This window comes from Shewanella sp. SM20, from assembly GCF_025654545.1.
GTDB classification, from domain to species: Bacteria; Pseudomonadota; Gammaproteobacteria; order Enterobacterales; family Shewanellaceae; genus Shewanella; species Shewanella oncorhynchi.
In genome coordinates this window covers 29,690-49,472 of sequence record NZ_JAKKRK010000034.1, presented here as the reverse complement: position 1 = coordinate 49,472, position 19,783 = coordinate 29,690, and the positions used below count along the sequence as shown (strand labels likewise).

Annotated in this window: 22 protein-coding genes; 16 read left to right on the top strand and 6 right to left on the bottom strand. The window is 47.5% G+C overall.

Going from position 1 to position 19,783, the window contains the following annotated elements; all coding sequences use genetic code 11:
- Positions 1–70 precede the first annotated feature (70 nt).
- The 4 genes from L5M18_RS14840 (at position 71) to mog (ending at position 3,738) form a co-directional block, all read left to right on the top strand.
- Entirely contained in the window at positions 71–1,315 is a 1,245-nt protein-coding gene (locus L5M18_RS14840; protein WP_263197529.1) for an MFS transporter, read from the top strand.
- 234 nt (positions 1,316–1,549) lie between these two features.
- Positions 1,550–2,287 carry a sulfite exporter TauE/SafE family protein gene (locus L5M18_RS14835; protein ID WP_263197526.1) on the top strand — a complete coding sequence of 246 codons (738 nt, stop codon included), beginning with the start codon at positions 1,550–1,552 and terminating at the stop codon, positions 2,285–2,287.
- Between the two features lie 136 nt (positions 2,288–2,423).
- Positions 2,424–2,888 carry an NlpC/P60 family protein gene (locus L5M18_RS14830; RefSeq protein WP_014620907.1) on the top strand — a complete coding sequence of 155 codons (465 nt, stop codon included), beginning with the start codon at positions 2,424–2,426 and terminating at the stop codon, positions 2,886–2,888.
- A 316-nt stretch (positions 2,889–3,204) separates the two neighbouring features.
- Positions 3,205–3,738, top strand: coding sequence for a molybdopterin adenylyltransferase (gene mog / locus L5M18_RS14825; RefSeq protein WP_263197523.1), 534 nt, complete (start codon positions 3,205–3,207; stop codon positions 3,736–3,738).
- 72 nt (positions 3,739–3,810) lie between these two features.
- On the opposite strand, the gene L5M18_RS14820 is transcribed toward mog, so the two are convergent.
- From L5M18_RS14820 to L5M18_RS14805, 4 genes are all read right to left on the bottom strand, one after another.
- On the bottom strand, positions 3,811–4,059 hold the full coding sequence (locus L5M18_RS14820) for a hypothetical protein (RefSeq protein ID WP_113941216.1): 249 nt from the start codon (positions 4,057–4,059) through the stop codon (positions 3,811–3,813).
- Positions 4,060–4,168: 109 nt separating this feature from the next.
- Positions 4,169–5,317 (bottom strand): ABC transporter permease, encoded by a 1,149-nt coding sequence (locus L5M18_RS14815; RefSeq protein ID WP_263179449.1) that lies wholly within the window; start codon positions 5,315–5,317, stop codon positions 4,169–4,171.
- 94 nt (positions 5,318–5,411) lie between these two features.
- A complete protein-coding gene (locus tag L5M18_RS14810; protein ID WP_063881864.1) occupies positions 5,412–6,146 on the bottom strand; it encodes an ATP-binding cassette domain-containing protein in 735 nt (244 codons plus the stop codon).
- A 3-nt stretch (positions 6,147–6,149) separates the two neighbouring features.
- A complete protein-coding gene (locus tag L5M18_RS14805; RefSeq protein WP_263197521.1) occupies positions 6,150–7,790 on the bottom strand; it encodes an alpha/beta hydrolase in 1,641 nt (546 codons plus the stop codon).
- A gap of 93 nt (positions 7,791–7,883) precedes the next feature.
- Between L5M18_RS14805 and L5M18_RS14800 the strand changes: the two genes are divergently transcribed.
- The 7 genes from L5M18_RS14800 (at position 7,884) to L5M18_RS14770 (ending at position 16,283) form a co-directional block, all read left to right on the top strand.
- The gene (locus L5M18_RS14800; protein ID WP_168826852.1) at positions 7,884–8,255 is read left to right on the top strand and encodes a GntR family transcriptional regulator; all 372 of its coding nucleotides are present in this window, start codon (positions 7,884–7,886) and stop codon (positions 8,253–8,255) included.
- Between the two features lie 42 nt (positions 8,256–8,297).
- Entirely contained in the window at positions 8,298–9,161 is an 864-nt protein-coding gene (locus L5M18_RS14795; protein WP_263197519.1) for an ABC transporter ATP-binding protein, read from the top strand.
- Positions 9,158–10,474, top strand: a complete 1,317-nt coding sequence (locus L5M18_RS14790) for a VIT1/CCC1 transporter family protein (RefSeq protein WP_263197517.1) — start codon at positions 9,158–9,160, stop codon at positions 10,472–10,474. Before L5M18_RS14795 ends, L5M18_RS14790 begins: the two co-directional genes overlap by 4 nt.
- A 192-nt stretch (positions 10,475–10,666) precedes the next feature.
- Entirely contained in the window at positions 10,667–12,475 is a 1,809-nt protein-coding gene (locus L5M18_RS14785) for an AMP-dependent synthetase/ligase (protein ID WP_263197515.1), read from the top strand.
- A gap of 142 nt (positions 12,476–12,617) precedes the next feature.
- Entirely contained in the window at positions 12,618–15,074 is a 2,457-nt protein-coding gene (locus tag L5M18_RS14780) for a toxin-antitoxin system YwqK family antitoxin (RefSeq protein WP_263197513.1), read from the top strand.
- A 126-nt stretch (positions 15,075–15,200) separates the two neighbouring features.
- Entirely contained in the window at positions 15,201–15,611 is a 411-nt protein-coding gene (locus L5M18_RS14775; protein ID WP_113941225.1) for an acyl-CoA thioesterase, read from the top strand.
- Between the two features lie 123 nt (positions 15,612–15,734).
- Positions 15,735–16,283 (top strand): HPP family protein, encoded by a 549-nt coding sequence (locus L5M18_RS14770; protein WP_131524567.1) that lies wholly within the window; start codon positions 15,735–15,737, stop codon positions 16,281–16,283.
- A gap of 21 nt (positions 16,284–16,304) precedes the next feature.
- On the opposite strand, the gene L5M18_RS14765 is transcribed toward L5M18_RS14770, so the two are convergent.
- On the bottom strand, positions 16,305–16,568 hold the full coding sequence (locus tag L5M18_RS14765; protein ID WP_263164131.1) for a GNAT family N-acetyltransferase: 264 nt from the start codon (positions 16,566–16,568) through the stop codon (positions 16,305–16,307).
- A gap of 61 nt (positions 16,569–16,629) precedes the next feature.
- The gene (locus tag L5M18_RS14760; RefSeq protein WP_263179454.1) at positions 16,630–17,058 is read right to left on the bottom strand and encodes an acyl-CoA thioesterase; all 429 of its coding nucleotides are present in this window, start codon (positions 17,056–17,058) and stop codon (positions 16,630–16,632) included.
- 194 nt (positions 17,059–17,252) lie between these two features.
- Between L5M18_RS14760 and L5M18_RS14755 the strand changes: the two genes are divergently transcribed.
- From L5M18_RS14755 to L5M18_RS14735, 5 genes are all read left to right on the top strand, one after another.
- Positions 17,253–17,612 carry a MerR family transcriptional regulator gene (locus L5M18_RS14755; RefSeq protein ID WP_105250930.1) on the top strand — a complete coding sequence of 120 codons (360 nt, stop codon included), beginning with the start codon at positions 17,253–17,255 and terminating at the stop codon, positions 17,610–17,612.
- 67 nt (positions 17,613–17,679) lie between these two features.
- On the top strand, positions 17,680–18,258 hold the full coding sequence (locus tag L5M18_RS14750; protein WP_263197511.1) for an NAD(P)H-dependent oxidoreductase: 579 nt from the start codon (positions 17,680–17,682) through the stop codon (positions 18,256–18,258).
- A 26-nt stretch (positions 18,259–18,284) separates the two neighbouring features.
- Positions 18,285–18,680: a GFA family protein gene (locus L5M18_RS14745; protein WP_219254681.1), complete on the top strand. Its 396-nt coding sequence runs from the start codon at positions 18,285–18,287 to the stop codon at positions 18,678–18,680.
- A 3-nt stretch (positions 18,681–18,683) separates the two neighbouring features.
- Entirely contained in the window at positions 18,684–19,034 is a 351-nt protein-coding gene (locus L5M18_RS14740; protein ID WP_263197510.1) for a MerR family transcriptional regulator, read from the top strand.
- Positions 19,035–19,246: 212 nt separating this feature from the next.
- Positions 19,247–19,633, top strand: coding sequence for a carboxymuconolactone decarboxylase family protein (locus L5M18_RS14735; RefSeq protein ID WP_263142254.1), 387 nt, complete (start codon positions 19,247–19,249; stop codon positions 19,631–19,633).
- Positions 19,634–19,783 lie beyond the last annotated feature (150 nt).

Below are 19,783 nucleotides of genomic sequence, written 5' to 3'. Positions count from 1 at the left end.
AATTGATCGGCGCGAATCGCATCTCTCTTATAGTGGACTCAATTCCTGATCCCCTAAAGCGAGATGCATCATGACTAAAGAGATGAACCGTACTCGGTACCTGACCTTAGTTGGTACTATTATCACCCAGTTTGCACTCGGCTCAGTTTACACTTGGAGCCTGTTCAATGCGCAGTTGGCCGTTAAACTCGACGAACCCGTCAGCCAAGTGGCGTTTGTATTTGGTTTGCTGAGTTTGTCTTTGGCCGTGGCATCTTCCATGGCGGGCAAATTACAGGAACGCTTTGGCGTACGTAATGTCACCTTAGGCGCAGGCCTGTTACTCGGCGTTGGATTCTTACTCACTGCCCAAGCCAGTAACTTGATGATGCTTTACCTGTGCGCTGGGATTTTAGTGGGCTTTGCCGATGGCACTGGCTACTTGATGACCTTGTCTAACTGCGTGAAGTGGTTCCCCGAACGCAAAGGGCTGATTTCGGCGTTAGCGATTGGCGCTTATGGTCTAGGTAGCCTCGGATTTAAATACATTAACGTGCTGTTACTCGAAAACACTGGCCTTGAAACCACCTTCCAACTGTGGGGGCTGATCGCCATGGCGTTGGTCTTGTGTGGCGGTATGTTGATGAAAGATGCGCCTGCACAATCAGCCGCAAGTCAGCAAGCCGAAAGTCGCGACTTCACCCTCGCTGAAGCCATGCGTAAGCCGCAATACTGGATGCTGGCGCTGATGTTCCTGTCGGCCTGTATGAGTGGTTTGTATGTGATTGGTGTGGCTAAAGATATCGGTGAGAAGATGGTCGACTTGCCTGTACTGGTCGCCGCCAATGCTGTTGCTGTGATTGCTATGGCAAACCTCAGTGGTCGTTTAGTGCTGGGTATACTGTCGGACAAAATCCCCCGCATTCGCGTTATTTCACTGGCGCAGATCATCACTTTAGTCGGTATGGTGTTACTGTTGTTCATTCCTTTGAATGCTAACCTGTTCTTCATTGCGGTTGCCTGCGTTGCCTTTAGTTTTGGCGGTACTATCACTGTTTATCCATCATTGGTGAGCGACTTCTTCGGCCTGAATAACCTGACTAAAAACTATGGCGTTATCTACTTAGGTTTCGGTATCGGCAGTATTATCGGTTCGATTGTCGCCTCGTTATTTGGTGGCTTTATTGCAACCTTCAACGTGATTTTAGCGTTGCTGGTGGTGGCGTTAGTCATGTCATTAACCATTCGTATGCCAGAGCCCAAAACCCCTGCGTCAGCTAAGAAAGCGACTAAGAGTACGCCTCGCTTAGTGAATATGACGGCTGAATCGGCATAGGCGTAAGCTAAGCTTTTCCTCTTTAGCCAAAAGCTAACACAAAAAATCCGCAGCCAAATGACTGCGGATTTTTTACTTTTTATCCCGTGTTTTATGGGCGAGGTTGTTATTCATTTAAGGCTCGCTGACTTATCTATGTGATTGCACTTTTGATGTTAGCTCTGTGCAGCCTCTTTTTTATCACACCAACAACAGGTAACTTGATAGCCTTAAGGCGTTATTCAGGATGTGTTGATGTTAACGGACCCTCTTTTTTGGTTGGTGGCAATACCCGCAGTATTGATTACGGGGATTTCTAAATCCGGTTTTGCGGGTGGCGTGGGCGGGTTAACTGTCCCGCTATTGGCGCTGGCCATTAGCCCTACCACAGCGGCGGCGCTTATGTTGCCGCTGCTGATTTATATGGATTTTTTGAGTGTGCGTTCTTGGTGGGGGCAACATAATCCGCGTCATTTATGGATATTACTGCCCGCGGCGATAGTGGGTATTTTTATCGCTTATCTGTTGTTTGATAGGTTGAATGAAGAATATCTACGGGCGATTTTAGGCTGTGTGTCCCTCGGTTTTGGTTTGTATGGTTTGATTCTGGGGGATAAAACCCAAGCATCACCTTTACCTCTGGTAGGACGCTTGTGTGGCTTAACCGCCGGCTTTACGAGCTTTGTTGCCCATGCGGGCGGGCCGCCACTCAATGCTTACTTGTTGCCGCTGCGTTTGGCTAAGGCGGAGTTTTTAGCCACGGCTGTTGTCTTTTTTGCGGTGGTGAATCTAGTCAAGCTTATTCCCTACAGTTTGCTTGGGCAGATTAACCAAGAGAATATTTTAGTTTCCCTGTTACTGGTGCCGCTGGCATGGTTAGGGGTAAAGCTAGGTTTGTTTATTCAAGATAAAATTAACGACAGGTTATTTAAGCGCATCATCTTGATTTTAATGGTGCTGGTGGGCGTACGTTTATTGTGGACGGCGTTATAGTTTTAAGCTTTGGGTTACATTAGTCTGCTAGAGTGCGCGGGTGTTTGGGCGTTTTGATCCCCAGCCGCCTTGAATTTACCTGATAAAAACTCAAAATTACGTTACTGTGAAATCTGCCTGCAATGAGTTTGAAGCTATGAAACGATTACTGATAATTATCTTAGCCTTAGGCCTTGGCGCTTGTGCTAGCGCGCCAGAACCTAAGCCTGTGGTAAAGCAAGTTGAACCCGCCACGGTTTGGAACGATAGCAATATCTCCGAACTGCATTCTGAGTGGCGCGGTGTGCCCTATCGTTTAGGCGGTGGCACTAAGCGGGGCATAGATTGCTCGGCCTTTGTGTCGGTTGCCTATCAGAAGATGTTGGGTATGACCTTGCCGCGCACGGTTGAAGAACAGCAAGCCCTAGGGAAACCCGTGCCGAGAAATCAACTGCGCAAGGGCGACTTAGTATTTTTCAAGACAGGTTGGAGCACGCACCATGTCGGCATTTATGTGGGAGACGATAATTTTCTCCATGTTTCCACTAGCCAAGGGGTGAAGATTTCGAGCCTGCATAACAGTTATTGGGCGTCTAAGTATTGGAATGCACGGCGGATTTAGCCCTTTTCGTTTTTATCTTTTGAATGGCTCAACTTGCAGTGAGAGTGCCTGAGCCAATCTCCCTTTATGGCATGTTTTTATCGGCCCAATGCTGCTTTGCTTTGGGGAAGGCGTTTGTCATCAATGAACAATTTTTAAATTCCGAGTGTTTAAACGGTGTTGCGCGAACCCCATCACGTTTTAGTCGCCCCCTTTTCCGAGCATTTATGCTATTTTAGCTGCGGCTTAAGGTCGAAGCTGTAGCGGCTTCTTCCATGCTTGATGTCGACAATTTTCACTTCGGCATGTTTCATTTCAACATCATTGGGGATTTCCTATGAGCAAAGCAAAAATCGGTATTGTGACGGTCAGCGATCGCGCCAGCGCGGGAATTTATGAAGATATCTCAGGCAAGGCGATTATAGACACGCTCAACGACTATCTCACCAGCGAGTGGGAGCCGATTTATCAAGTGATCCCCGATGAGCAGGATGTGGTTGAAGCGACGCTGATCAAGATGGCCGACGAGCAGGATTGCTGTTTGATTGTCACTACGGGCGGCACTGGCCCAGCGAAACGCGATGTCACCCCAGAAGCGACAGAAGCCGTCTGCGATCGCATGATGCCAGGCTTCGGTGAGTTGATGCGCGCCGAGTCATTAAAATTTGTGCCTACCGCCATTTTGTCTCGTCAAACCGCAGGGTTACGTGGCGATTCATTGATTGTGAATTTGCCCGGCAAACCAAAATCGATTCGCGAATGTTTAGATGCCGTGTTCCCCGCTATCCCTTACTGTATCGATTTGATGGAAGGCCCGTATTTAGAGTGCAATGAGTCGGTTATCAAACCATTCAGGCCAAAGGCTAAGTAATCTTGCTATCAAGCCTGTAAAAAACAAAGCCACTGAAAATCCAGTGGCTTTGTTGTTTGAGGAGCTTAGGGTTCATAACTGATTAATCTGCTGCTTTAGCTCGTACTCTGGCTCTGTCACTATTTTTTCAAGCACTTGTACTCGCTCAATTAGTGCTTGGTTTTGTAGGCTGAGTTGAGTCACTTTGTCCTCAAGGTGCCTATCGTCTGCGGTGCCCACTCCAAGTTGGTGCGCCTTTAGATAGTGTTTAAACATTTCAGTGGCGCTGAGGCCAATAATGAAGGTGACCATAATCACTATTAAGACAAATTCGTTTTCCATAACAAACTCCCGTAGCTATTGAGGTTTTCAACTTGGGAGCGACTTAGTTATCGCTCCTCAAGTTTGTCGGTTTAAGTTTATCGTCCCCAAGTTTATCAATCGAAGCGACCTATAAACCGAAGATCACTTTTTCACTCTTGAGCGACCTTTCCATGCCAAAGGCGAGCAATACCGCAATGGCGAGTGTGCCTAAGGTCGAAACCAGTAACTGCAACATGGGCAAGTCTTTACCTTTGATAAAGTCCATTAATGCCTGTTGCTGACCCGAGACGGGCAACCACTGCAGCATATCTGGCGCTATGTTGTAACTGGCGGCCATCGACAAGGCTAAGGGCACAAATAGCACCATAGTCAGATAGGACTGAGCCTCCTTAAAGGTTTTCGCCATAAAAGACACAAACAGTTGCAGACAAGCGGCCATTAACGCGACGGGGATGCCGACCACTAACATCAGTGCCATAAATTCCGTGGTGATGTTGACGCTAAAGCCTAATTCCTGCCATGGCACAAAGGCGTAGGCGATTTTAGACACCAGCAAGATCAGCACTAAACCGAGCAAAGCGAACAAGCTCACCGCAATAATTTTTGATAGCACTAATTGGCGAGTGGTCAGCGGATGGCTCAATAGCAGCGCCAAGGAGTTGCGTTCGCGCTCACCGGCACTGGTGTCGATAGCTAGGTTCATCCCCGAGATAAATACCGAGTAAATCATAGTGAAAATGGCGATACCTAAGATCATCCCACCCTTAGAGTCTGTGGTGGCTTTGTCTTGCACATTCACCTTGAGTGGCTGCACCACGCGCGGGTCGATACCGCGGGCAATTAAACGTAAACTGCCCATTTCAGCGCTGTAGGCCTGCAGTTGTTTTTCGAGTCTGCGAATCGAGTTCTGTAATTTCTCCTCAGAGTTATCGGCCACGATAGTGATTTCGGCGCTTTTGCCTTGGTTCATTTGCGCGGCATAGTCGGTGCTGATGATCAGTTCTATTGCTTTAAGGTCTTTGGCGTCAGAGCCATCGGCTGCGCCTTGAGTGATGCCCTTATTTGATAAAAATCTTACTAAATCCGGTGCTTTATCGGGATTTTTAATGGTGATTTTCAAATCATCAGGACTGGTTAGCTGGCCAATTAACACCATAAATAGGCCGCACATGATCAGCGGCGTGCCTATGGCGTAGTACAGACCCGCCATCACAGAGCGCTTATCGCGGGCGGCATCGATGAGTTCTTTACGAACCATAGCGATTATTTTATTCATGCTGTCATTCCCTTAACCATGTTCTTAAATGCCACGCTTTTATATATCAAGGTCTTAAAGGTTAAAACCTGCGGGCGTAATCTTTGCTGAGTCATCATGCCGCTATCCCTTCATCCGTGCCGATAAGTTGAATAAAGGCTTCTTCGAGCGAGTCTTTGCCTGTTTGAATGCAAAGTTCAGTTGGGCTGCCAATGGCGACGACTCTGCCTTGGGCCATGACGATCACTTGGTCACACAGTGCGGCGACTTCCTGCATCACATGGCTCGAGAACAGCACGCAATGTCCTTGATTTTTAAGATCGATAAGAATGTCACGCAGTAGGCGAGTGCTCATCACATCCAGCCCACGGGTCGGCTCGTCGAGGATAATATTGCTCGGGCTGTGGACGATTGCCTGTGCGAGGGCGGTTTTCATTCTTTGTCCTTGGGAGAAGCCTTTGCAGCGACGATCGCTAATGTCTTCGAGGCGCAATTTCGCAATCACTTGGCTGGTGGCCTCTTTGGCCTCCTTGGATGATAAGCCGCTCAGCTCGGCAAAATAGCGAATGTATTCCCGTGGTGTTAAGCGTTCATACAGACCAAAAGGGTCGGGGAATAACCCGAGTTGCTGCTTAGCACCGATAGGGTCGATGGCGACATCTATGCCTTCGATTTCTGCTTTGCCGTTATCGGGTTTCAGCAGGCCAAAGATAGTGCGTAAACAGGTGGTTTTACCTGCCCCGTTCGGGCCGAGTAGTCCTGTGATTTGGCCATTTTGTGCGACGAAACTTAAGTCATTCAGCGCCTGCACGTCACCGATGCGCTTGGAAAGATGGGATACTTTAATCATGGCTTATTCCTTAGCTCCAGTGCTGGCGTGATCATCTGTTGTCGTGGTTTTTGTGCTGGTCGCATTAAGCGGTTCTACCGAGCTGGCATTTAAATAAAAGCTGCGGCGCACATCTTTGTTCAAACATTCGCCGTTGAGATCGTTGACTGAGCCCGAGCGAACGAGATCGGCAATCAGGTTATTGGCGCAGGATTGATAGGCCACACCGTGGGTCGCATAAGGAGCGACAAAGTGCTTGGCATTGGTGAGTTTTTCCATGGCTAACTCGCCCCAGCTTGGTGGGGTGGCGGGGTCGATTTCGCCGGATAACAACAAGGTCGGAATGTTACTGTTAATGGGCTCGCTAAAGCTGTTATCGACCGCAGGCACTTTCCATATTGAACAAGTCGCCTCTAAGCCATCGAGCATGGTTCTGCCCATAAAGGATTTTTTGGCCTGCTCGCGCATGGTTGGGGTAATGCGGTGCATATCTTCGCCACAGACCACAGAGGCGTGCATGCCCATCGCCATGCCAGCATTGTCGATAGTGAGGGCATATAGGCCGAGTATGGGTTGGAAGTTGTTTTTCGATGCTTGATGAATCGCATGGGGCAAGAGGGCGCGCACATTGGCTTGATACAGCGCCATGCGGATCGAGCCAGAGAATTTACCGCGCGTCATGGTCAACATGGTTTTTTCGCCCGTGACGGGATCGTAAACGTTTTCCATCACAGGGCCAGTGGCGAGCTTAGCGTCGACTCGCTCAAAGTCTGCCTTTAACTCGGGGAATTGACTGTTACAGGCGGCGGTTGCTTGGCAATCCTTAAACAATAAGTCGAAGCCACGATCAATCGCCGAGCCAATTTCTAATACGCTTTGCTGCATGGGCACTATGCCGTCTAAGGTCACTGTGGCTAAGTGCTCTGGATATAAACGCATGTAAAGTTGCGCCATGCGAGTGCCGTAGGAGATGCCGTAAATATGCAGTTTTTTATAGCCTAAGTGCGCACGTACGGCTTCGAAGTCTTTAATCGCATTGAGGCTACCGTATTGGGTGACGTCGGCATCGATTTTGGCTAAGCATTTTTGTGTTTCGGCTAAAGTGTCGGCATTGTCATCATCGAATGACAGTGGAGATTGCGCGCTTTCATCGCAGGCCAGCACATTCGAACGGCCTGTGCCCCTTTGATCGATCAGTAAAATATCCCGCTGTTGGCGGACTTTGCTCAGCATGGCATCGAAACCTGCCGCATTCTCTATGGCCGATTGTCCTGGGCCGCCTGCAATTGCCAGCAAGGCTTCTTCATGGTTGGCATTTTTCACCGCAGGCAAAACAACGTAATGCACTTGGATCTGTTTGCCATCGGGTTTGTTAGGGTTTTCTGGCACAGTCACAAAACCGCAGTTTAGACGATCGGATACGCCTTCCACATAACAAGTGTCGGTGTCATTCGCCATGTTCCTAGCTATATCTGCCGTCGCTTGTGTCTCTTGGCTTTTAACATCACTCGCCCACGTCGCCGTACTTGCCATTGCCAGTATGAGGGCGCTCATTCTCAAAGTACGCGTGTGCCATGTGGCACTAGTCGCACCATGGCGTGGCTGAGTTGGCACAAGGCGTTGAACTGTGTTGCTTAACTTCCTGTGTGTCATGCTATGTATCATGCGCGCTTTCCTTTTTGCATTTCAGGACGAGTGTGTTAATTTAAATACCGGTGTATCGGTGTATCAATGTATTAATACAGTGTGTAAAGGCTAATGTTAGAACTTTTAAATGTCAACCCCAGCAGTGGTGAACCCATTTACAAACAATTACACGAACAAGTCGTGCGTTTAATTGTGGGCGGTCAACTGCAAGTGGAAGACGTATTACCCTCAGTGCGCCAGATTGCCGAGCATTTAGCGGTAAATCCCATGACAGTTTCCCGCGCCATTCAACAGCTGGTTGACCAAGGTTGGCTCGAACGTCGCCGCGGCCAAGCGACAAAAGTTGCGTTGCGAACTGAGACTATGGCATCGGGTATTAGTCTGCTCGAACCCCAGCTCGATGCCCTGTTGTCGCAGGCAAAGCAGTTAGGTGTCAGCTTGCCCGAGTTGCTGCAACTGCTAAATGAGCGCTGGCAAGATTAGAAAGTAATGTACCGATAAATAGCATAAAAAGGATGAAATTCGATGGACCAAGAGCGCACGCCAATACTTGAATTTAACCGAGTGAATAAAATCTTTCGTGGCAAAGGCGTGGGTGAAAAGTGGGCGCTTAAGGATTTATCGTTAACTTTGTCGGCGGGTATGGTAGTGGGGTTATTGGGGCAAAATGGGGCGGGTAAATCGACCCTAATGCGCTGCGCCTTGGGTGTGCTCACACCGGATTCTGGCAGTATTGTTACCTTAGGCGAAACGCCCGAAAACTTAACTTCAAAGGCAAAGGAGCGTTTAGGTTATGTACCGCAGCAACCTTTTGGTTATGAAGGTTTTACCATTGAACGCGCCCTCGATTTACACCGCAGCTTTTATCCCAATTGGGACATGCAATTAGAGCAAGATTGGTTGGTACGTTTCGAGTTAGATGTGACCCAACAGGTGCAGCGTTTATCGGTTGGGCAAAGGCAGTCGCTAGCCTTGATTATGGCGATGGCCTATCGCCCTGAGTTGTTAATCCTCGATGAACCCGTTGCCAGCCTCGACCCTATAGTCCGGCGCAAATTTATGGTCGATTTGTTCGATCTCGCCCTTGAATCTGGCTCTGCCGTGCTGTTTTCATCCCATATCACCTCAGATCTAGAGCGAGTTGCCAGCCATGTGGCATTGATTAAACAGGGTGAGTTAGTGCTGTTTAAGGAAATCGATGCCCTGCGTGAAGAAGTGCGCTTACTCACTCTCGTGCCCGAAACTGTGTTGCCTGAGTCCATTACAGTGCTGAGCCGTGTTGGCGATTCGGTGCTGGTGGATTTAGGTGAGCACAGCGCGTCAATATCAGGTGTGTTAAAGAATGAAGCTTTAAACTTGGAGCAACTGTTTATGGAGCTACACAGATGAGTGTGGCGCACCATAAGCAGATACAAGTCGCGAAGGGCGAAAGAACGAGTCCACGAATGAATCCTTTCAAGGGCATGCTGCGCTTTTGGTGTTTTGATATCGGCAGTGTGAGCTTTTTAGGTATGGCTATACTGGGGGTGATCTTAGCTTGTATCGCCGCAGTTTATGGTAAAAATGATAGTGCTGAACTGTTATTTTCTATGGGGATTATCTCAAGCTCGGCGGCGGTTACATGGCAACTCATACGTCTGATGGCGAATGAATGCGCACAGTTAATTCCCCATTATCGTCGCCATATCTACATTCAAAGTGTCACTGTTTTAGCTAGCGTTTTTGGCATAGGAGTCTTGTTCTGTTTAGCTTTAGGTTTGACGGCTAGCCTAGCGAGCTTAGTGCTGGCTTTGGTGATGAGTTTAACTTTTATTTGGCTTTGTTTACTCAGTACTCAGTGGTTTTATGCTTCGTTTTTACTTTTTGTCTTAATGCCATTTATCCCATTGATTGTAGAGCACATTCCCCTTTGGCTAAGTGCTATTGCCCTGCTGATTTTAGGTATGCTGATTGCGCGTGCATGCCGTATTTTACCTTGGCGCGCTGAGGCGAGGACGGTATATCTCAATGGTCTCGAAATGGGGTGGTTTTGGCTGCCGAATCTGCAATCCATGCGTATCTTGAGTCGCTTCGAGCGTTATTTGCATCCCACCAATTTTTTTATTGGCCCTATGTTGACGATTTTACTGCTGCTATTGCCCGTAGTCTGCTTAGTGCTTGGGCTGTTGTCGCATCAATTTCATTTGAATATCCCTGTATTATTGTTTTTGGCGCAGTTCAGTGTGATTAGTTGTTCGCTGGTGCATTGGAGCCGAGTGCAACGCTCGCGCTCGACAGAAACCTTATTGTTGATGCCAGGGTTTGATGGTCGAAAAGGACTCATAGCGGCATTTTGCCTTGGACAGCAAAGACTCCTGAATGTGGTCGTCGGCATTATGCTGACGTGTAGTCTGCTGTTGGGCTGGCTTAATGGTGATCTGAATATGCAGTTAGTGGGTCATCTCGTGTTGAGCACTTACTGGGCCTGCGCCTTGACCTTAGGTTTTGGCTGTATGTGTCGCCGAGTTTTGCATATCACGCTCACTATGATGGTCGTCGCGGGGCATTCCTTGTGGGTGTCCATCAGCCTTACGTCTTTACGTGATGGCGGCAATTTAACTAATTGGTTGTTATGGGATCTACTCTTAATACTGCTGGGGCAAGCGGTGCTGATTTGGGGCAAGAAAACCCTCTGGAAAGGCGATGTCATGAGAGCATGTTGACGTTCCGAGATTAAATTTTGTTCGCTCTGGCAAGTAAGTGAAACTAAGAGTGGTACGCCGCTAAAGCTTATTTACAGCGTGATTTGGGCGACATTTGCACAACATTAGAGCAAAAACTCTTAGTTTTTATTTGGCCTTCAGGTAGAATGCTGCAAAAGCGGTACACTTGTAAGCTAAAAAGGTGAGTCTCTTATGTCTCTCGATCAATATCATGTTATTCGACTACTACAGCAGCAAAGCGAGTCTTTAAAAGACGCAGTAGCGCTGGAAGGTTTTGAAATGGCCGCTCCTTGGTATCAGGTGAGTTGGCAAGCCTTCGACCAAATCAGCAGTAAAATTGCACAAGTGTTGATCGAACTTGGCGTACAAGTGCAAGACCGTTGCGTTATTCTGGCGCAAAACTGCCCGCAGTGGACTTGTGCCGATGTCGGCACTCTCAAAACTCGCGCCGTTGTGGTGCCAATTTATCCCACCAGTACCGTCGAACAGGCGAGCTTTATCGTTAACGACGCCACCGCTAAAGTGATTTTTGTCGACGACGCTAAGCAATACGCCATGGCGTGTGAGTTGCAAGCCTTATGCCCAAGCCTAGAGCATGTGATTGTATTCGATGCCAGCGTGACACTCGCTGCCGATAAGGCCAATCAGCATTGGCATCTAGATACCCTACTGGCGGGTGACACTCAGTTAAACATTGAGCAAGAAGTCGAGCTTAATCAGCGTTTACAAGCTGCAAATCTCGATGATTTACTGACCTTAATTTATACCTCCGGCACGACGGGCGATCCTAAGGGCGTGATGCTGGATTACCGTAATATGGCGTCTACCATACGCCAGCACGATCAAAAATTGGCCTTCCATTCTGGCGATGTGTCTTTGGCATTTTTGCCATTGAGCCATGTATTTGAGCGCAGTTGGAGTTTCTACGTCTTGTGCCGTGGCGGCCATAACGTCTATCTGCAAAATACCCAAAGAGTGAAAGAGGCGATTAGCGCCGTGCGTCCACATACCTTGTGTGTGGTGCCGCGTTTCCTCGAAAAAGTGTATAGCGCCGTACAAGATAAAGTCGCCAAATCAGCCGACGGTCGTAAGAAGTTGTTTGCATGGGCGATGCGCGTTGGCCAACGTCAGTTCGAAGTCGGTCAAGGTCGTGCTAAGGGCGGATTGTGGTTGTCGCTGCAATGGCGTTTGGCGCATAAGCTGGTGTATAGCAAGCTGCAAGCCGTGCTCGGTGGCCGTTTGAAGTTTATGCCTTGCGGTGGCGCAGCCTTAGATGTGAATGTCGGTAGTTTTTTCCATGCGATTAATATTCCAGTACTTTGTGGATACGGTATGACAGAAACTAACGCGACTGTGACCTGCAATACCTTAGGTAATCGAGTGCCGGGTTCCAATGGACAACCTTTGCTGGAAACCGAAATTAAGCTAGGTAAGGACGATGAGATTTTAGTCCGCGGCGCGACTGTGATGCGCGGCTATTACAATCGTCCTGAAGATACCGCCGCTGCGTTTGAAGATGGTTGGTTAAAAACCGGCGATGCAGGGCGTTTCGATGCGAACGGCAATTTATTTATTACCGATCGTATTAAAGAATTGATGAAGACCTCCAACGGTAAATATATCGCGCCGCAAAGGGTTGAAGGCGCCGTGGGCTGTTGTCCTTTTATCGAGCAAGTGGCGATTATTGCCGATGCGCGTAATTATGTGACCGCCTTGATTGTGCCAGCGTTTGAGTCACTGGAAGCGTGGGCGAAGGACAAAGGGCTGAAGTATGAGTCACCTTTAGAATTGCTGCGCCATAGTCATGTGGTTGAACATTTTGAACAGCGCTTAAAGCAGTTACAGCATGAGTTGGCCGGTTTTGAACAGATTAAAAAGTTCACTCTGTTGCCTGAAGCGTTTTCGATGGAAGCGGGTTTAATCACCCCAACGCTCAAGCTGCGCCGCAAGATGATTTACCATAAATACGCCCATGAAATAAATGCTATGTACAACAACTAATTGTTAAGTTGTTGTTGCTAAAGGCCGCAGAAGCGGCCTTTTTTTTATCTACTACTTCCTGAAGTGCTTTTCTTCGCTTAAAATTCGCCCCGTTTACTGGTGCGCATGAGGCGCGAGGCGTCGGTATAAAAGGTGTAGTTAAATGGAACTTTCGATTCGTAGTTTATTCGCTGCAGTGAGTGCGGTGTTGTTATCTTCTTTAACTGTCATTCCTGCAGCTGACGCTGAGGATTACGACAAAATCGTCCATGGCCCAGTGGACTTACCTAACGGGCAATGGCTCAATTTCTATCAAAAAGATCATAAAGTGTGGGGCGAAATGCTCTATGGCGATGCGCCCGGCGTGCGTCTTGATGATTATGGTTCTGCTGAAGTGGTTGCGGTTTTTTACCTCGATTTTGATAAAGGTGGCACCAAAGAAGTGGTTGTCATGCTGAAAGATGCCGATGGTCAGCATTTACGGGGCTATGGTTTTGAAGGGGATGATCTCACAAAACTCCCCCGTCTACAGGTTGTGCTCGATGAAGTGGCACCAACCTTAACCTCGTTTACCGTGGGTAGCGTTCGTAAAGTGTTAAGCCAAATTCCGCCGCAACAATACCGTATGACCTATGATGTTGACGCGATTGAAGATCCCACCATTAAAGCGGTTGTCGATGGTTCTACTAAGCTCAAGCCGACCTTAGTGGGTTATCGTAATTCCGAAGGTTCACCCGTCGATGTGAAGACAGCCGTCGAATATAAATTACGTTATCCACTCACTCGTAAAGATAAAGATGCCCAAGGTAATGAGCATCAATATAGCCTTGTGACCACCTTTGATCGCAGTGGATATAGTGAAGAAGATGGCAGTTTTGTATTGGTGAGCGTGGCCTTTGAGGCCGATGACTTTGATTGGCTTAAAAGTGGTGGTGCCGTGATCCCTAAAACTGGCCCATCCTACGATTTTATGAGTATGAGCATGGCGAGTACTTGGGCAGGGCTTGCCAGTGAAAGTCATTATGCCCAAGGCGTGCTTGATGGCCCATATGCGGCCTACGATGGTCGCAATGGTAGCGTGGTTTACTCTGGTAACTACAAACAGGGCAAAAAAGTCGGTAAGTGGATGGAGACAGAGAACCAAGCCATTTATTGGGAAGGCGAATATCTTGACGGTAAAAAGCAAGGTAAATGGATTGCACAGTCGATGTTCGATGAGGCCGATAGCTTTGGTTTTGCCCATTACAATCAGGATGTGCTCGACGGCCCCTACGAAGTCTATGAGCCCGATTATGACTCCAGTGCAGAAGGCGATAAGCGATTAGTGGCAAAAGGCATTTATCTCAATGGCGTAAAAGATGGCGAGTGGCTTGAGGCTGATGGTAGCAAAGGCCAGTATCAAAAGGGTGTGAAGCAAGGCGCTTGGGTCGATAAAGTGACGAGCGGACATTTCCGTGATCAAGTAGGTGAAGGCGCCTATCTTGCAGGAAAACGCACTGGCCCTTGGGTATTTAAAGCCGAAGATGGGACTCGTACCGAAGTGAGCTATGTCAATGGCTTACGTCAAGGAGAGTCTAAATCATTCGACAAAAATAATCTGATGTTTAATACCCGTCATTATGAGCAGGGTCGCCTTAATGGTCAGAGTATTTGGTATTCAAGTCCGAATGTCGTGGTGGATATCGCTAACTACCGCCAAGGAGAGTTGGATGGTCAGCAAATGCGCTTTAATCCCCAGAACGGTGAGCTGACTGAACTAACGAGTTATAAATTCAATGAAGCGGTGACGCTTAAGCCTTCGCACGATGAATGTATTATGCGTGAGAATCCCTACTCAGATGATTGTGAAGGGGTGATTAATGGCAAAAATGAAGCAATTTCATCGATAAAACACGGTGAGCAGCGCGAATATCATAGCAGCGGCTCCTTGTATAAATTGGCTTATTACACCAATGGCGCTGTAGATAAAGAATATCAGTTTGATTCCAATGGCCGTTTATTAAATTTAAAAACGTACAAAGCGGGTAAGGAATACGGCCCAAGTATCAGTTATTCCACTGATGGTGGTTACTCACTCTCCCGATATGGTCACCAAGTGAATAACCGTGTCTCTGGCCCCCATTACAGTTTCTATCCCAATGGGCAATTAAGAAGCCTGTGGAACTACTGCCAGCAAGAAGGCGAAACCTGGAACGGTGAACCTTATTTCTGGGATAACGCCATTGCGCGCTGCGGTATACAGCGCGAGTACTTTGATAATGGTGCCGTGAGTTGTATTGAAGATCTCGATAGCAATTATGCCGTTGATAAAGTGTGTTACGACATGAATGGCAAGATAGCGAATGAAATGCTGCGTATCGATGAGCAGCATGTGATCCACAAGCGCTACATTAACGGTGTCATCTATTCCGAAGAGCCGGGTTTTGCCGATTACTCACATATCACTAAGGGCCGTAAGATTTATCACTTAGAGAACCCAAAAACTCATGGGGTGTATAAGTCTTATAAAAATGGCAAGTTAGAATACGAGAAAATGTATGATATGGGTAAGGCTGGATGCCTTAAAAAGTACGATGCTAACGGCAAGCAAACCCCAGAAACGGCGAGTTGTCAGTTTTAAAATGCTGGGTTTGGGCTAGTGGCTAGAACCTGTTTGGCTTAGGATAATGGATGAGTTTGGTGGTTTGGTTTCATTGCGATAATCACCACGCTCTTCCAGTTATAAAATAATAAAAAGGAAGTTTGCATGTCAGCCACAGAATACAGTCTCGAAATCAATCCAAGATTTACTGAAACCGACGGCCTAGGTCATATCAACAACACTGTTATCCCCGTATGGTGCGAAGCGGCGCGCACGCCAATCTTTGAGATTTTTAATCCCGAGTTAGATTTACATCAGTGGAATCTTATCGTGGCGGGGTTTACCGTGGCATTTATCGCGCCGACTTACTATGGCAAGAGTGTCACAGTAAAAACCTATGTCAGCCGTATCGGTAATAGCAGCTTCGAGCTGACCCAAACCTGTTGGCAAGCGGGCAATAAAACCGCCGAAGTGAAAACTACCTTAGTGCACTACGATTACAGCAGTGAAAAAAGCCGCCCGATTCCTGAAGATATCCGCGAAATGCTCGCGAATCTGAATGGTGAAAACGCTTAATCTTTCTCGTCTCTCGGTCAGCGCAATTGCAATTGCGCTGCTGAAGGGTTAATTTGTCGACCCGCTAACTGTGATGCAGATCACTTGTCTGTATCGCTTAATTTTTATCGGTTCGGATTAACCATGAGATTCTATTTTACCCGCATGCGATCGAAGGACATTTGTCCACCAAGACAGCCACTTAAAAAGATTGTGTGGTCATGGGTTGGGGCTTTCTGTGGCATTTACTTGGTCGCGAGTCTCGCAAATTATATGAGTGAAAACCTCGTCGACACTATGTTTGTCATTGGCTCGTTCGGCGCGTCGGCAGTGCTAGTGTACGGTGCACCGCTGGCGGAGTTTTCTCAGCCGCGTAACTTGATTGGTGGCAGTGTGTTATCGGCCTTAATTGGGGTCGCAGTGTACCAAGTGTGTGGCGATTATGTGGTGCTGGCGAGCGCCTTAGCGGTATCCCTGTCTATCGCATTCATGTACCTGACTCGTACTCTTCATCCTCCGGGCGGCGCAACGGCATTGATTGCCGTGATTGGCGGTGAAAACGTGCATCAACTCGGCTTTCTTTACGCGTTAATGCCAGTGTTCCTCGGCTCAGTATTACTCTTACTGGTCGCGCTGGTGGTCAATAATCTCTCCACCGATCCCAAGCGCCATTACCCTGTTTATTGGATTTAGCGAACTCGTTTTTAAATCTGCCTATTTTAAAAACTTCTGTACATACCAGCAGCTGGCTTGGATAGTAAACTCTTGGCCTTTAGCCCACTTTAAGCCGTGGCGCACTAAGCGTTCGGCAAGGCCTTTACCGCGCAGTTCGTTGGGGACAAAGGTGCGGCTAAAATCGATATCCTTGCCTGATAATCGGTATTCCAACACGGCTTCATAGCCGTCGACAGGGATAATAAAACGCTGTCTATCCTGTTGATGTTCAATGGCGATCTCGATATTTTCGTTATCTGACATACATGCTTCCCTCAAGGAGTGGCTTAAAGTGTGCTGGCAATTCGTTATTGATTTTAATAGCTTAAGCGATTTCGTGTTGTTTGAGAATTGTCAGCAGTTCTGCTGGTAACTCAGCTTTTTTGCCCGTTTTAAAGTTAAACATCACCGCGACTGAAGTACCTAACGTCGTTACTGCCTGCTGCTGTTTACTAAAAGCCTGGTAATGCATGGTAAATCTATCGCTGTGAATATCGCTAATACTGACACTCACCAATAAAGTATCGGGGAAAGTCACTGGGCGTTTATAGCGAGCCTGATTTTCGCTGATTACGGGGCCAATACCGGATTTATACAGGGTATCTAGCGGGAAGAGACGATTGAAAAAGTCGATACGTGCCGTTTCAAAATAGCGGAAATACACCACATTATTAACATGCTGCAAAGCATCCATTTCGCCCCAAGCAACGGGGATTTCTGTGACTATGGGGTGCTGTGCGAGAAACTTTTCCATTGCCTGTTCTTGTACACCTTCTTGCAACTGTTGTTTAAATCCCATGATAAAAATCCCAAGTTAAAACGCTCGTTTAAGTGGCCAGACTAGCAGCATAAGATTGCTGCGACAAGTCTTGGCCTAAGCTGATACAGTGGCTGATAATGGCAAGCAATACAGATATGAGTAATGTCTTTAAAGGGTTAGGTTGAGCTATGTATATTGGACAAGCGGCAAAGCAAACAGGGCTGTCGATAAAAGCGATTCGCTTGTATGAGGAGTGGGGGCTCATCGACACTCCCGCACGTCAGGGGCGTTATCGTATTTATAGTGCGGCGGATATTAGGCTGTTGTTGCTGATCAAAGAGGCCAAAGCCCTCGGCATTAAGCTTGTCCAACTAAAAGATTTACTCGAACAAGGCGATAAGCATGCTCAGTTAGCCACAGTGCAGGCTTTTTTGTTGGGTATAAAAGCGGATTTTTTACGCCAGATAAGTGAGTTAGAACATAAAGTCACTCAGTTAGATGCCTGTATTGATGGGCTCACCTCCTGTGAATCGCAGCTGTTACCTTAGGTCTTGACTCTCCCCTTAGGGGCAGAGTTTATGCTATTTGCCACATTGACTGTTATGGAGTTTCATCGTGGCAAAAAAGATTTTAGTGATCTGTGGTAATCCTAAGGCGCAGAGTTTTTGTGAGCATCTGGCTGAAACCTATGTCCAAGCGGCGGCAGATAAACACTCAGTTAGAATCGTCAAACTAGCTGAGCTGAATTTTGACCCGAATCTGACCTATGGTTATCGTCAACCTCAGCCACTCGAAGCCGATTTGCTAGCGTTTCAAGCGAATATCCAGTGGGCGGAGCATGTGGTGATTATCACACCGATTTGGTGGGGCGGTATTCCTGCTAAGTTTAAAGGCTTAATCGATAGGACATTTTTATCTGGATTTGCATTTCAATATGAGAAAGGTAAATTGATACCCGCTAAGTTGCTGCGCCATAAAACTTCGAGAATTATCATGACCATGGACACGCCGCCTTGGTATTACAAGTGGTTTCAAGGCGCTTCCGCGCTCAAACAGCTTGATACCGCCACCTTAGTTTTTAGTGGTTTTAAGCGGGCTAAGTCCAATATGTTGGGGCCAGTGATGAGTGCTAAGGAGCCGCAATTGCAACAATGGCGAGCGTTGGTGCAGCGGCTAGGGAATTTAGGTTTATAGAATCTAGCGAAACAAGGAGTGGGGGTGTGATTAAACAAGTGGGCAATACTCTTATTCAGCCAAAACACAGAGCGTCTTGCCATTGCGGTGCCGTGGTATTGGAGTTGTCATTGCCTAATGGCATCGAAAATCCACGCCGTTGCGATTGCTCTATCTGTCGTCGTAAGGGCGCAATGGTTGGCTCTGTGCCGCTGGCGGGGATTAAGATCCTCAAGGGTGAGGATGTGCTGAAACTCTATGAATTCAATACTAAAACTGCCAAACACTACTTCTGCTCTATCTGCGGTATTTACACCCATCACCAGCGGCGTTCCAATCCCCATGAGTATGGTTATAACATTGGTTGCCTCGAAGGGGTTAACCCATTCGATCTCGAAAATGTGCCCACGAATGATGGCGTTAATCATCCTGCGGATCGTTAGATTATGAATATAGGTCAGTTTGCTGCACTCACAGGGCTGTCGGCGCATACGCTCAGATATTACGAGAAAATTGGCCTACTGCAGTCTGTCGTGCGAAATGGCAGCGGGCATCGTGATTATGCGGCGAAAGAAGCGGAATGGATTGGGTTTATCAATCGCTTAAAAGAAACGGGCATGCCGTTAAAGCAGATATTGACCTATGCCGAGTTGCGTGTCCAAGGCGATGTAACCGCTGGCCAGCGACAGCAGTTGCTCGAGCAACATGCAACACAATTGGCTGAGCGTATTCGCCAAGAGCAGGAGCATTTGGCTGCCCTTAAGCAAAAAATTCACTATTACCAAACTCATTTTTAGTGGCTAAGCTCAGTCGCTAACATTTGTGGTTAAATGCTAAAAAGCTAATAGTATTTACTTTTCTATTTGCTTGCGCCTCTAGTCGGCGAGTTAAACAGAGGGTTAGTTTTACTGATCCGCATTGCCTGTGTCATCCATCAATGAACCATTGACTTAGAGTTAACTCTAAGGTTTAGGCTGCTTGCTGTGATTTAATCCAACAGGAGCTAAAAATGAGTAATCAAAGATATGTGCAGGGCCTCGCTAAACTGACTGAAATCGACGGTGAGGCGGGGGAGAAAGTCATCCGCAGTCTTGCCGATATTTGCCCTGACTTAGGCAAGTACATTATTGAATATCCTTTTGGGGATATTTATCAGCGTGAAGGGCTCGACCTTAAGACGCGGGAGCTAGTGACAGTTGCCGCACTCACGGCGCTAGGGCATTGCCAGCCACAGTTAAACGTACATATTAATGGCGCATTGAATGTGGGTTGTACGCCGCAGGAAATTGTTGAGGTGATATTGCAAATGTCGGTTTATGCAGGCTTTCCTGCTGCACTTAATGGCATGTTTGTCGCTAAAACCGTATTTTCTGAGCGGGAGTTAAGCGTCGTTTAGTTAGTCCTGAGTCAGGTTTATCGATTTGCAAGAGTGACCATAAGGCCGCTTTGATTTCCTCTTTCAAGTTCATTTTAGTTGGATTTAAACGGGCGATGGGGTGTTGCAGGGCTTTCATTCGACTCTAAACAGAACGTTCGACTTTGGCTA